Raw genomic sequence first — 12407 nt, 5'->3', positions numbered from 1 at the left:
CGAGAGTAATTCCATATCGAACCAAAAAAGGATACTCGAAACCTACGCAAAACAGAACGGCTTTACCAATCTGCGCTGGTACACCGACGACGGTTTTTCCGGCGCGAACTTTGCTGGGGTTAGATAGCGATACTTTTTACATCTACCATGTTGCGGCGGTCATGGTTGACAACTTGCGTCGGCTCCTGCTCGGTATCAACCTGTCCGACAAAGCTATAATGGATTTCGATTTTCCGGGTGTTGGTTTCCCGGTCTAATTCATGTATCAAAATACGGTCGATAAACTCATGGACGTTTTCATAGGTCAATTCCTGTATGTCGCTGTATTTCCCGACAATCTGAATAAACCTTGATATATCCCTTTTTCGCTCGGTAACGGTTGCGATCTGCTGTTGTAACTCGTCTATCCTTGCGGCAAGGGATTTCTTTTCGTCCTCATAGCCGGAAGTTAGAAACACAAACCGTTCATCTGTCAGTCTGCCTAATGCGTTGTCCTCATACAGCTTGCGGAAAAGCGTGTCAAGTTCGGTCATACGCGCCTGTGCTTTGCAAAGTTCCTTTTGCTGCTGCGCTAATGCCTTTCTCGCTTCCATGTCGCCGTACTCGGTAGCTTTACAGATAAAGTCCTGTTCGTGTTCCTTAACATACCGCAAAACCCGCCGCATATCTTCCAGCACTAAATCAAGAAGTACGTTTTTGCGGATATAATGAGAGGTACACTCGCTGCCTGTCCTTGCCCTGTTGCGCCATGCGCCGCAAGAATAGGAAAACTTGCGCGGCTCGATATTTACGCCCTGTTGGTAATACATCTTATGTCTGCAACCAGCGCAAAACAGCAAGCCGGAAAAAATATCAATCTCCGCTGCTTTTGTCGGGCGGTGGCGGGTAGCAATCCGCTTTTGCGCAAGTTCAAAGGTTTCCTCGTCAACAAGCGGCTCATGGGTGTTTGGGAAGAAATAGCGTTGTTCTTCTTCGTTCTTCCGGGTCTTTTTCGACTTGTAGGATACCTTGTGAGTTTTCGCGGTTATGGTATGCCCTAAATATTCCTGCCTTGCTAATATGTCATAGAGCGTTTTGTCCGGCCAAGTATAGGGGGCGATCATTGCCCGCTGATACCGCGCCTGTCCTGTACGCTGATAGCGCAACGCTCCAATCGTCAAGACTTTGTTTTCCGCAAGCCATTTTTGGATTTCGCACATACGCACGCCGCTAACAAACATAGCGAAAACCTGTTTGACAATCGGCGCGGTTTCCGGGTCGGGTATAAGGTGGTGGCGGTTGTTCGGGTCTGGGATATAGCCGTATGGATATTCCCCGTTGACGCGCTCGCCTTTTTGCGCCTGTGCCTGTTTAACTGCGCGGATTTTCTTGCTTGTGTCGCGGGCGTAAAACTCGTTAAACCAGTTCCGCAAGGGGGTAAACTCGTTATCCTCCCGCGCTGTGTCAACTCCGTCGTTGATCGCGATATAGCGTACTCCGTTTTCGGGAAATACAATCTCTATGAGTTCGCCCGTTTTCAGATAGTTTCTGCCAAGACGGGAAAGGTCTTTGGTAATGACCGTCGCCACTCGTCCGGCTTCCACTTCCTGCAACATCGCTTGCAGCCCCTCGCGCTCAAAACTCACGCCGGAAAATCCGTCGTCCACAAAAAACTTTGTGTTCAAAAAATGGTGTTCGTCCGCATAGCGTTGAAGTATCATTTTTTGGTGCTGTATGCTTCCGCTTTCTCCGGCTTGCATATCCTCTTGACTTAAACGGCAGTAAAGGGCGGTGATTTTATTCGACTGTAACATTAGTCCTCCTTTCCGACAGCCGAATAAACAGGTATAATGTGTTGCTATCATTATACCATATCCCGCCGCCTAATGCACTACTCGGACGCTAAAAATCCCGGATTTCCGGGCTTTTTCTGCAAATCCTTTACAATGAGTTTCTCAATCTTTTTATGGATTGTATCGGTTGCCTTTTCACTCGGCAACGCTTGAACAAGATAGGTGATTTTCCCTATTTTGCGTTCGGTTGTAATTGTCTGTTTTTTATCCATTAGAAAAACCTCCTTTTCCTGTATGGATAAACTATATTCGTCAAAAGGCAAAAACGGGCGGTTGTTAGCTGCAACCTCACGGGAGTTTCACCCCGGCCCATGCTTATGGGTGCGCCGCGCAATACTTTGAGGGTGTTCAACGCGGGAGTAAGCAGCTTTTTGACTTCCTGCTTCATAGCGATACCTCCCTGTCCTTGTTCTTTACCTTGTCCCGCTGCGCGTTCAAGCCCGCCGCCTTTTCTTTCAGAGAGGAAAGCAGCTTGCGGATAGAGGGCTTTTTCTCCTGTGTCAGCTTCTTTGCGGAAAACTCCTTAAAGGCTGCGGTCATAACGTCCGCGTCCCTGCCTTTGAAAAACACAAGATAACGGGTCTGTTCGCCCTTAACCTTTTTCAGCGAAAAATCTATGTTGTATTTCTTCGCGGTACTTTCAAAGGCTTTGATATTGCTGTCGGTGATCTCGATGTTGGAAACACCCGCATTTTGCTTCATAAGCTGCCGCATGGTCTGTTTCCCATGCGGGGTATGGCTTTTGCGCTGCTCCAAAAACTTTTGGATTGCTTTCTGCAAAGCCTGTTCGGTAAGCCTTGCCGCGCCTTTTCCCACGTTGACGGATAGGGCAATCGTTTTTTGGGTTACTTCCTCCTGCAAGGTATCAACTCCTTTCCCGGTAAACTGCGGCTATGCTCATTTGCTGCCGTAAAAGTCGTGATTGACAAGGGCGGTATAGTAGCTGTCAATGGTACTCGGTGCGTTGAACAGCACCGCTTTTAGATACTGCTTGATGTTGCGGATTTTGGTTGTGTTCTCCCTCATGCAGTCCAAAACAAACTCAACGTGGCTGCTGTTCAGCTTCATAAACTTTGATTTGACAAGTTCGGCGGGGTAGTCGTCCCCGGCGATACGGATTGTCTTTCGGGCTGTGCAGACGGTTTCCAGCATGATTTCTACAATCTCGTCCAAACGGTCTTTATCCATTTTGGGGTCTTGAATGAGAATGTCATAGTCGATGTTGTCTTTGATGATTTCCCGATAAATCTCTATTGCGCTGTTTGTTTTTGCTTCCGTTCTTTTCCTTTCCGGCGGCGTAGCCGCTTCGTCCTGCTCGTAAGGCAAGGGATTTAGGGAATGGAAAGGAATGGAATGGGTACTTGATAGATCAGTAATTGATTGTTCTTTACTTGATATATCTTTATTTAATTGCGTTGGATTTTCCAACGTAGGTTTTTCCTGCGTAGGTTTTTCCAACGTTGGATTTTCCAATGTTGGATTTTCCAATGTAGGTAAATCCGATGTAGGCGGCTGTCCGCTGCTGGTAGCTGCTTCCGGCTCTTTGGGCTGCGGCTGCTCGTATATGACATAATCCGCACCGCGCAAACGTCCTTTCTCGTCGCGTTCCCGGCTGCGGACGATATATCCGGCTTTTTCAAGTTCTTTGACCGCTTCGCGGATTGCGTCGATCTTCTCCCGGTTGATGTGAGATAAGCCCGCAAGGGTATAATCCCAATCTTCGGGTAGGGACAGCATTTGCGAAAGCAAGCCTTTTGCCTTTAAGGTGAGTTCCTTATTGCGCAAGTGGTGGTTGCTCATAACGGTATATCCCGTATTCCTCTCAACTCGGAAAACTGCCATTTTTTATCACTTCCTTTCTCGGTCTGTGTGGAACATTAGAAAGCCGTTTTCGGCGGTTTTAGTATTGCAGTATGCCTTTGCCGTTTTCGCGTCTGAAAAGCCTTGTGTTACAAGGGCTTTTTCGCGCCTAACGTTCCACGTTACCGCCTGTTTCGGGCATAAAAAAACCGCAACTCTTTTCAAGCTGCGGTATGCCAATATGCAGAAAGGGACGCTATCGGTCTGATAACGTCCCTTTTGCTCGGTTATTCAGTTGTAACCTGTTTGCCCGCTGTCCATAAACGCGATGATTTAAGGCTTTTTGCTTGTTTTCTTATCTCACCGCGCTTAACAGCCCGTTCTTTTGTTTTACAGCAGCCGAATGCCCTTTTCCCGCGCGAGCCGCAGCAGCGCCTCGACCACACCGCCGCCAATGGCGCGCGCTTTATCAGACACCGTATCGCAATAAGCCACCTGCTCCGGCCGCGGGTCGATGTCCGCAATTTTCAGCCCTTCAGTCACCGGATAACCCGCGCGAATCAGACCGCGCAGCACGCCGTCTATCGTGGCGAGCACCGACACACCGCCGACACGCGCAATTTCTTGTCCCTTGCGAACCAGCGTGCCGATGTCGATGGTTTGCCTGTTTTCGTCCTGCACAAGCGTCATTTCACCCGATGCGGGCGCGTGGATGACCCGCTCGGCGGCATAGCCCGCAATAGCGCCCGGTACTCCCGTATTAGGAATCGCCCCGCCCCGCAAAATCACGCGCCCCAGATGATGCCCGCGCATGGTTTCTATCACTGCATCCACATCCTCGCCCGCGGTAAAACCCGGCCCAAGGCCGACTGTGATGGGCGCCATGTCTCGGTTTGTCCCCAGATTACACTTGGCGAGGATAGCGTCTACGACCGCTGCCGGGCGCAATGCAGACACACACGCCGCCTGCTCGTCCACCAGCAGAGGCACTTCGCCTGCCTGCGATACGCGCGCGGCTTCGTCTGTGTCCGCCACACGGCAACAGGTCACGCCCTCGACCGTTGCCTGTCCCTGCCAGACCGCTTCACACAGCGCCGCGCGCCGCCGGATGGCGGAAGGGTTTGCACATTCGGTCACCGCCACGCGAAAGCCGCAGCGGTGCAGCCGCACAATGACGCCGGTGGCAAGGTCACCCGCTCCTCTTACCAATACCCAAGGCTGTTGTTCCTGCATATTTATCACCTTTCCTTCAAAATATCCGAAAAGTAATCTACCGCCATCCGGTCAAGCAATTCATGCGCTTTGTTCGAAAACGCCCGATAGCGCACAAGCAGCGTTTTTCCCCGTTCGGTCAGCACCGCGCCGCCGCCGCCCGCGCCTCCAATACGCCGCTCAAGCAGTGCAAAACCCAGTTCCTCCTCACAGCCGTGTACTATGCTCCACGCCTTGTTGTAACTCATCTCCATGCGCGCCGCGCTTTGCCGCAGCGAGCCGAGTTCTTCGACTCCTTCCAGCAACTGCGCCACCCCCGGGCCGAACAGCTTATTTTCCCGCACAATGCGCAGACTTGCACGCACTTTCAGCGACCGCTCCATCTGCATCCCTCCCTTATCCACACAAAACCATATATTATTTTCAGACAAAACACGCTTTAATCCATCGAAATTAGATACAATTTACATATTCTCGTTAAACTTTTATAAATATAACGAAAAACTTTGGCAACATTGACCGCACCGACCCATCGGTTAGCGGTTGCTTGCCAACGCTCAAATGTGATACAATTTTACCATAGCAAGGATTGCATCTGCAATCCGCATTTTACTGTTGGAGGCTTATCATGAAACTGATGCGCACACAGGACGCCGTCGGGCAAGTCCTGTGCCATGATATTACCCAGATTATCCCGGGCGTAACCAAGGACGCGGTGTTCCGCAAGGGACACATCATCCGGCCGGAGGACATTCCGGTGCTGCTGAGTGTCGGCAAGGAGCATATCTACATCTGGGAAAATAGCGAAAGCATGCTGCACGAAAACGATGCGGCGGAAATTCTGCGCGCGCTGTGTCAGGGTGCGCACATGCACGCGACCGCCCCCAAAGAGGGAAAAATCGAGCTGATTGCGGACGAGGACGGCTTGCTGCTGGTCGATGTGGAGCGTCTGCGCGCGGTCAACGCGCTGGGCGAAATGATGATTGCCACGCGCGCAGGCGGTTTCCCGGTCAAAAAGGGCGACAAACTCTGCGGCACACGCGTTATCCCCCTTATCATCGAAAAGGAAAAGATGGAAACTGCACAACGCACGGCGGGCGATACGCCGCTTCTGCAACTCGTTCCCTTCCGTCCGCGGGCGTTCGGCGTAGTGACCACGGGCAGCGAGGTCGCAAACGGACTGATCGAAGATGCGTTCACGCCCGTTCTCGAGAAAAAACTTGCCGACTACGGCTGCGAAATGACCGCGCATGCGGTCTGCGGCGACGATGCGGCCGACATCACCGCCGCTATCACGCAAATGGCGAACGACGGTGTGCAGATGATTTTTTGCACCGGCGGCATGAGTGTCGACCCGGACGACCGCACCCCGCTTGCCATTCGCAAGGCAGGCGCACGGATTGTCAGCTACGGCGCACCCGTGCTGCCCGGCGCAATGTTCCTCCTGTCCTATCTGCCGGATGGACGGCCGGTCTGTGGCCTGCCCGGCTGCGTCATGTACGCAAAGCGTACCATTTTCGACCTCGTGCTGCCGCGACTGCTGGCCGACGTCCCAGTCACGGCGGACTGGCTGGCGGGACTCGGCCATGGCGGACTTTGCCTAAATTGCGAAGTTTGCCATTTCCCCAACTGTGGCTTCGGCAAGGGCGTATAATATGCTGGATTCATTCGGACGTAAAATCCGCTATCTGCGCCTGTCCATCACCGACCGCTGCAATCTGCGCTGCCGCTACTGCATGCCGGATGAAGGCGTACCGCTCACCGCGCACGATGATTTATTGCGCTATGAGGAACTGCTGCGCGTTGCTGAGGCAGCGGTTTCGCTCGGCATCGACCGCTTTAAGGTGACGGGCGGCGAACCGCTGGTGCGGCGCGGCTGCACGGGTTTTATCCATGCGCTCAAAGCACTGCCCGGCGTCCGTCAGGTCACACTGACTACGAACGGCCTGCTGCTGCCGCCCCTGCTGGACGAACTGCGCGCGGCAGGACTGGACGGGGTCAACATCAGTCTGGACACGCTGGACAACGTGCAGTACCAGCGTCTGACCCGCCGCACGCACACCGCCGACGAAGTGCTGCACGCCGTGCGTCTGTGCGCCGCGCGCCTGCCAACCAAGATCAATGCCGTGCTGCTGCCCGAAACCGCCGACCAGCTTATCCCGCTGGCTGAACTGGCACAGACGCTGCCGGTGGACGTGCGGTTTATTGAGCGGATGCCGCTGGGAACGGCGCAAACCGGCCAAACGACAATCGCTGATGTCGCGCTCGACCGACTGCGCGTGCACTGGCCGCAGCTAAAGCCGGTAATCGAGCCGCGCGGCAATGGGCCGGCGCGGTATTTTCGCGCGCAGGGTATGCAGGGCTGCATTGGGCTAATTGACGCGGTCAGCCACGGCTTCTGCGACCGCTGCAACCGCCTACGGCTGACCAGCACCGGATTACTCAAACCCTGTCTGTGCTACGAGCAGGGCGTGGAGCTTCGCCCTCTGCTGCGCGACGGCGCAGACAATACTACGCTGCAAAGCGCGATCCGCGCGGCGATTTTACAAAAACCTGCCGCGCACTGCTTCCAGCAGCGGGAAAACATCACAGAACACAAATCCATGAACCAAATCGGAGGATAATATGGGAAAAGTACTCGCCGTATGCACCAGTGCGGTGCGCGGCGTACAAAAAGAGAACTGCGGCGCGGCGCTATTTGTGGCAAACCACGGTCTGGACGGCGACGCGCATGCGGGCGACTGGCATCGGCAGGTCAGTCTGCTTTCTGCGGACGAGATCGCCGCATTCAACGCGCGTGGTGCGAGCGTCGCCCCCGGCGCGTTTGGAGAAAATCTCGTGGTCGAGGGCATTGACTTCCGCACGTTGCCGGTCGGCACGCTGCTGCGCTGCGGCGACGTGCTGCTTGAAGTCACACAAATCGGCAAGGCCTGCCACCACCACTGTGCGATTTTTCACAAGATGGGCGACTGCATCATGCCGCGCGAGGGTATTTTCGCCCGCGTGCTTGAGGGAGGGCGCATTGCAGTCGGCGACGAAATGACCGTCCAGCCGCGTGAAACGCCGCTGCCCTTACAGGCGGCGGTCATTACCCTGTCCGACCGCTGCGCCGCAGGCGAGCGACAGGACGAAAGCGGCCCCGCCGTCGCGCGGCGGCTGCAAGAGGCAGGCTACACGGTAATCGAGCAGCTTGTCCTGCCCGACGGACGCGAAGGGCTAACCAAATCCCTCATCCGGCTGGCCGACCAGCGCCAGCCCGACCTGATTCTGACCACGGGCGGCACAGGCTTCTCCCCGCGCGACCTGACGCCAGAAGCAACGCTTGACGCTGCCGAGCGGCTCGCGCCCGGTATCGCGGAGGCAATGCGCGCGGCCAGTCTGCGCATCACTCCGCGCGCGATGCTCACACGCGCGGTTTCGGTCATCCGCGGCCGGACGCTTATCATCAACCTACCCGGCAGCCCCAAAGCCTGCATGGAGTGCATGGATGTTTTTCTGGACCAGCTTCCGCATGCGCACGCACTGCTGCGCGGTCAGCGGATGGACTGCGCCCGCTGACTTTCGATTCGATCGCGCCGTAAAACCGGCGGGTTGAAAATAAAATCGTCCCTGAAAGACGGGACAAAGGAGAAAACCACCATGAAAAAACTACTTGCAGGGCTGCTTGCCGCGTGTATAGCGGCCGGCCTAACCGCCTGCTCGACGGGCGGGGGAACGGACGCTTCGGCAAACACAGACAGCGGTGAGCCGACCGAGCTCACTGTATTCGCGGCAGCAAGCCTGACCGAAACGCTTGAACAAATCGCAGAGGACTACAAGGCCGTCGCGCCGGACGTCACGCTGACCTTCAACTTTGATTCCTCCGGAACGCTCAAGACCCAGATTCAGGAGGGCGCGGACTGCGACGTGTTCATCTCAGCAGCGCAGAAGCAGATGGACCAGCTGGACGCGACAGCCGATGCCTCGGTCAACACCGAGGGGCTGGACTTCGTGCAGTCGGACAGCCGTCTCGACCTGCTGGAAAACAAGGTCACACTCGCCGTGCCCGAAGGCAACCCCAAGGGCATCGACAGCTTTGATTCGCTCGCCGAGCACCTGCAGACAGGCGATATTCTGCTGGCTATGGGCAACAGCGACGTGCCGGTCGGACAGTACACCCAGAAGATTCTGACGCACTACGGGCTGGACGAAGCGGCGCTGGCAAACGCGGGCTGCATCACCTACGGCACCAACGTCAAGGAAGTCACCACGCAGGTGCGCGAGGGCAGCGTAGACGCAGGCATCATCTATGCGACCGATGCCTTCAGTGCTGGTCTGACCGTTGTGGATGAGGCGACCGCCGACATGTGCGGACAGGTCATCTATCCGGCCGCGGTGCTCAAGACTTCGGCGCACCCGGAGGCGGCACAGGCGTTCCTCGACTATCTGTCCACTGACGAGGCGATGGCTGTATTTGCATCCGTGGGATTTTCCCCGGTTTCCTGACTTCAAACAACACAGACGGGGCGGGGCGTGTGTCCTGCCCCGTTTGCCAAAGGAGTGAATGTATCCCGTGGACTGGCATCCGCTCTTCAATTCCTTGCGCATCGCGGTGCTGAGTAGCATCATTGTATTCTTTACTGGCATTGCCGCAGCCTATTACGCGGTGCGCCTGCCGCGTCTACTGAAAGGCGCGCTGGACGTGGTGCTCACGCTGCCGCTCGTGCTGCCGCCCACGGTCGTAGGTTATTTTCTGCTGCTGTTGTTCGGTTCTCGCCGTCCGCTCGGCATCGCACTCCAGCAAGTCGGTCTGAAATTCGTCATGACGTGGTACGGCGGTGTGATCGCGGCGGCAGTCGTCGCCTTCCCCCTGCTCTACCGCACCGCGCGCGGCGCGTTCGAGGCCTTCGACCAGACGCTTGCACAGGCTGGACAGACGCTCGGTCTGTCAAACACCTACATTTTCTGGCGCATCCGTATGCCCGCCTGCCGCCAGGGCATCATCGCGGGCGTGGTGCTCGCCTTTGCGCGCGCGCTGGGCGAGTACGGTGCGACCAGTATGCTGATTGGCTACACGCCCGGCAAAACCGCAACCATCTCGACTACAGTCTACCAGCTCTGGCGCACGGGCGATGACGCACACGCCTTTCTGTGGGTGCTGGTCAACCTTGCCATCTCGGCGGCGGTGCTGCTGACCGTCAATCTGCTGGAGCGTCGACAGAAAGAGGGGCACCGCGCATGAGTCTACATGTGGACATCCGCAAAAAGCTGGGCGATTTCGTACTGGAAACCGCCTTTGACGCGGAGGACGCGGTCACCGGCCTGTTGGGCGCGTCCGGCTGCGGCAAGAGCATGACGCTGAAATGTATCGCAGGCGTGGAAACCCCAGACAGCGGCTGCATCGTGCTGGATGGCGAAACATTGTTCGACTCCGCACGCGGCGTCAATCTCAAGCCGCAGCAGCGGCGCGTGGGCTATCTGTTCCAGCAATACGCGCTGTTTCCCCACCTGACGGTCGAACGAAATATCCTGACCGGCCTCCACCGTGAGCGCGACGCTGCCGCGCGCCACCCCCGCCTGCGGAGCATCATCGAAATGATGCAGCTGGGAGGACTGGAAAAGCTGCGCCCGGCGCAGCTCTCCGGCGGACAGGCACAGCGCGTAGCGCTTGCACGCATGCTGGTAAATGAGCCTCGCCTGCTGCTGCTCGACGAGCCATTTTCCGCGCTCGACAGCCATTTGCGCGACCAATTACAGCCGCAGTTTCTGTCCTTACTGCGTTCCTACGGACGGCAGGCCGTTCTGGTCACGCACAGCCGAGACGAAGCCTATCACCTATGCGGTCAACTGTGCGTAATGGAGGATGGCCGCATCGTGCGCGGCGGCGCGACCAAAGAAGTCTTTGCCGACCCGCGCAGCGAGGCCGCCGCACGCCTGACCGGCTGCAAAAACATCACCCGCGCCTGCAAAGTCGACGAGCGGACGGCGGAAGCGCCCGCATGGGGCCTGCGCTTTACCGCCGCGCATCCCGTGCCGGACGATTTATGCGCCATCGGCCTGCGCGCGCACTATTTCCACGCCCGCGCCGCCGCCAACCGTGCAAGCGTACAGTGGGTAGGAGAACTGGAAGAACCGTTTGAATGGATTTTACTATTCCGCTACGCGGGGCAAGACGAAAGCACGCCGCCCCTATGGTGGCGCATGCCCAAAGACCGCAAACCCGCCGTGCTGCCCGATGTGCTGGGCATCGCGCCGGAAAACGTACTGCTGCTGACTCGATAAGGAGGATAACCCATGTTTGAGCAACTGCTGATCACTGCCCTGCAAGAAATCGAGGCGGACCGCCCTGTCCTGCTGGTTTCGGTCGCCCGCGCGACCGGCTCGACGCCGCGCAAGGAAGGCGCCATTCTGCTGGCAGGCACGCAAGGACTGCTGTGCGGCACCATTGGCGGAGGACTGCTTGAGCACCGCTGTCTGGAACTGGCGGCCGCACAGCCCGCCTGCGGCCATCTGGAACACTTTGAACTGGACAACCGCAAGGCGGGCAGTCTGGGCATGGTATGCGGCGGCTCGACCGAGGTGCTGTTCACCCCGCTGCACGACACTGCGCCGCTGCGCGAAGCGCTCACTGCCTTGCACGACAGAACGCCTGTCTGTCTGTGCCTGCCACTGGACGGCTCTGCGCCTCATATCGCGCAGGATGGCGCGCTGCCTGTGCGTCCGTCTGTTTTATCGCTGCATGGGAAAGATGCGCTGTGCGTGCCTCTTGCCGACGCAGGGCGAGTGTTCGTCATTGGCGGTGGCCATGTATCTCATGAGCTGTGTACACTGCTGCACCGGCTGGACTTCCGGCACGTTGTCATTGACGACCGTGCGGACTTCTGCTGCCCAGCGCGTTTCCCGCACGCCGAGCATACACTGACCGTTCCCCTGACCGAACTCGCCGCGTCGCTTGTCGGCGCGCTGTGTCCCACTGAAGCAGATGCCTTCTGCATCATGACACGCGGCCATCAGGGTGATGCAGACGCCGTGCGCTATGCGCTGTCCACCCCTGCCAGCTACATCGGCCTGATGGGAAGCCGCCGCAAACGGGAAACGCTGTTCCACACACTAACACAGGAAGGGTTTTCCTCCGAAGCGCAGCAGCGGATTGTCACGCCCATCGGCTTAGAGATCGGCGCACAGACTCCTGCGGAGATCGCTGTCTCAATTGCAGCACAGCTGATTGCTTGGCGTACCGCACGCTGAATTTTCGGGGCCGCAAAACGGCTCCGAAAATTTTTGATTTTTTTGAGAAAATATGTTGACAATAGCACCTCTTTTCGATATAATACTAGTTGTCGCTGACAGTGAGGCGACTCGATACGAAAGCGAATGCGAGTGTGCTGGAACTGGTAGACAGGCACGTTTGAGGGGCGTGTGTCAATCGACGTACGGGTTCAAGTCCCGTCACTCGCACCACCTTCAAGCGAGAAAATTAAATATGCGGATGTGGCGGAATGGCAGACGCGCTAGCTTCAGGTGCTAGTGTTCGCAAGGACGTGGGGGTTCAAGTCCCCCCATCCGCACCAAGAAAAGTACTGA

General features: G+C 56.7%; 13 protein-coding genes, 2 tRNA genes and 1 pseudogene. 10 read left to right on the top strand and 6 right to left on the bottom strand.

All coding sequences use genetic code 11. From position 1 onward, the window contains the following. Window positions 1-112: pseudogene (locus ACTQ3V_RS14450) on the top strand (recombinase family protein); the annotation flags it as partial. Window positions 113-119: 7 nt separating this feature from the next. Here the strand turns inward: ACTQ3V_RS14450 and ACTQ3V_RS14445 are convergent. The 6 genes from ACTQ3V_RS14445 to ACTQ3V_RS14420 form a co-directional block, all read right to left on the bottom strand. Continuing rightward, on the bottom strand, window positions 120-1793 hold the full coding sequence (locus ACTQ3V_RS14445) for a DUF4368 domain-containing protein (protein WP_441468125.1): 1674 nt from the start codon (window positions 1791-1793) through the stop codon (window positions 120-122). Window positions 1794-1870: 77 nt separating this feature from the next. Beyond that, window positions 1871-2044 carry a transposon-encoded TnpW family protein gene (locus ACTQ3V_RS14440; RefSeq protein ID WP_002604472.1) on the bottom strand — a complete coding sequence of 58 codons (174 nt, stop codon included), beginning with the start codon at window positions 2042-2044 and terminating at the stop codon, window positions 1871-1873. Between the two features lie 172 nt (window positions 2045-2216). Further along, window positions 2217-2693 carry a PcfB family protein gene (locus ACTQ3V_RS14435; RefSeq protein ID WP_441468124.1) on the bottom strand — a complete coding sequence of 159 codons (477 nt, stop codon included), beginning with the start codon at window positions 2691-2693 and terminating at the stop codon, window positions 2217-2219. Window positions 2694-2729: 36 nt separating this feature from the next. Beyond that, complete coding sequence (locus tag ACTQ3V_RS14430; RefSeq protein WP_441468123.1) at window positions 2730-3674, bottom strand: DUF6017 domain-containing protein; 945 nt, start codon at window positions 3672-3674, stop codon at window positions 2730-2732. A gap of 348 nt (window positions 3675-4022) precedes the next feature. Beyond that, a complete protein-coding gene (gene yqeB, locus ACTQ3V_RS14425; protein WP_441468122.1) occupies window positions 4023-4865 on the bottom strand; it encodes a selenium-dependent molybdenum cofactor biosynthesis protein YqeB in 843 nt (280 codons plus the stop codon). 5 nt (window positions 4866-4870) lie between these two features. Next, a complete protein-coding gene (locus ACTQ3V_RS14420) occupies window positions 4871-5227 on the bottom strand; it encodes a winged helix-turn-helix domain-containing protein (protein WP_441468121.1) in 357 nt (118 codons plus the stop codon). A 245-nt stretch (window positions 5228-5472) separates the two neighbouring features. Here ACTQ3V_RS14420 and ACTQ3V_RS14415 point away from each other — a divergent pair, with 245 nt between their 5' ends. The 9 genes from ACTQ3V_RS14415 (at window position 5473) to ACTQ3V_RS14375 (ending at window position 12394) form a co-directional block, all read left to right on the top strand. After that, the gene (locus ACTQ3V_RS14415) at window positions 5473-6498 is read left to right on the top strand and encodes a molybdopterin-binding protein (protein WP_441468120.1); all 1026 of its coding nucleotides are present in this window, start codon (window positions 5473-5475) and stop codon (window positions 6496-6498) included. Between the two features lies 1 nt (window position 6499). Continuing rightward, entirely contained in the window at window positions 6500-7468 is a 969-nt protein-coding gene (moaA, locus tag ACTQ3V_RS14410) for a GTP 3',8-cyclase MoaA (RefSeq protein WP_441468119.1), read from the top strand. Window position 7469: 1 nt separating this feature from the next. After that, window positions 7470-8402 carry a molybdopterin-binding protein gene (locus tag ACTQ3V_RS14405; protein ID WP_441468118.1) on the top strand — a complete coding sequence of 311 codons (933 nt, stop codon included), beginning with the start codon at window positions 7470-7472 and terminating at the stop codon, window positions 8400-8402. Between the two features lie 81 nt (window positions 8403-8483). Continuing rightward, on the top strand, window positions 8484-9329 hold the full coding sequence (gene modA / locus ACTQ3V_RS14400) for a molybdate ABC transporter substrate-binding protein (RefSeq protein WP_441468117.1): 846 nt from the start codon (window positions 8484-8486) through the stop codon (window positions 9327-9329). A 67-nt stretch (window positions 9330-9396) separates the two neighbouring features. After that, the gene (gene modB / locus ACTQ3V_RS14395) at window positions 9397-10065 is read left to right on the top strand and encodes a molybdate ABC transporter permease subunit (protein WP_441468116.1); all 669 of its coding nucleotides are present in this window, start codon (window positions 9397-9399) and stop codon (window positions 10063-10065) included. Continuing rightward, window positions 10062-11105: a sulfate/molybdate ABC transporter ATP-binding protein gene (locus tag ACTQ3V_RS14390; protein ID WP_441468115.1), complete on the top strand. Its 1044-nt coding sequence runs from the start codon at window positions 10062-10064 to the stop codon at window positions 11103-11105. Before modB ends, ACTQ3V_RS14390 begins: the two co-directional genes overlap by 4 nt. A gap of 12 nt (window positions 11106-11117) precedes the next feature. After that, window positions 11118-12071 carry an XdhC family protein gene (locus tag ACTQ3V_RS14385; protein ID WP_441468114.1) on the top strand — a complete coding sequence of 318 codons (954 nt, stop codon included), beginning with the start codon at window positions 11118-11120 and terminating at the stop codon, window positions 12069-12071. Between the two features lie 128 nt (window positions 12072-12199). Further along, window positions 12200-12284, top strand: a tRNA-Leu gene (locus ACTQ3V_RS14380). A gap of 24 nt (window positions 12285-12308) precedes the next feature. After that, a tRNA-Leu gene (locus ACTQ3V_RS14375) sits at window positions 12309-12394 on the top strand. Window positions 12395-12407 lie beyond the last annotated feature (13 nt).

It is taken from the genome of Candidatus Agathobaculum pullicola (genome assembly GCF_052117205.1).
GTDB classification, from domain to species: Bacteria; Bacillota; Clostridia; order Oscillospirales; family Butyricicoccaceae; genus Agathobaculum; species Agathobaculum pullicola.
This window is presented reverse-complemented; position numbering and strand designations above follow the sequence as displayed.

Bases quoted from the DNA above. Each gene is read 5' to 3' on its own strand.
- ACTQ3V_RS14415 (WP_441468120.1), top strand. From the start codon at position 5,473: ATGAAACTGATGCGCACACAGGACGCCGTCGGGCAAGTCCTGTGCCAT.
- moaA (WP_441468119.1), top strand. From the start codon at position 6,500: ATGCTGGATTCATTCGGACGTAAAATCCGCTATCTGCGCCTGTCCATC.
- ACTQ3V_RS14430 (WP_441468123.1), bottom strand. From the start codon at position 3,674: ATGGCAGTTTTCCGAGTTGAGAGGAATACGGGATATACCGTTATGAGC.
- yqeB (WP_441468122.1), bottom strand. From the start codon at position 4,865: ATGCAGGAACAACAGCCTTGGGTATTGGTAAGAGGAGCGGGTGACCTT.
- ACTQ3V_RS14390 (WP_441468115.1), top strand. From the start codon at position 10,062: ATGAGTCTACATGTGGACATCCGCAAAAAGCTGGGCGATTTCGTACTG.
- ACTQ3V_RS14420 (WP_441468121.1), bottom strand. From the start codon at position 5,227: ATGGAGCGGTCGCTGAAAGTGCGTGCAAGTCTGCGCATTGTGCGGGAA.
- ACTQ3V_RS14405 (WP_441468118.1), top strand. From the start codon at position 7,470: ATGGGAAAAGTACTCGCCGTATGCACCAGTGCGGTGCGCGGCGTACAA.
- modA (WP_441468117.1), top strand. From the start codon at position 8,484: ATGAAAAAACTACTTGCAGGGCTGCTTGCCGCGTGTATAGCGGCCGGC.
- ACTQ3V_RS14445 (WP_441468125.1), bottom strand. From the start codon at position 1,793: ATGTTACAGTCGAATAAAATCACCGCCCTTTACTGCCGTTTAAGTCAA.
- ACTQ3V_RS14440 (WP_002604472.1), bottom strand. From the start codon at position 2,044: ATGGATAAAAAACAGACAATTACAACCGAACGCAAAATAGGGAAAATC.
- ACTQ3V_RS14385 (WP_441468114.1), top strand. From the start codon at position 11,118: ATGTTTGAGCAACTGCTGATCACTGCCCTGCAAGAAATCGAGGCGGAC.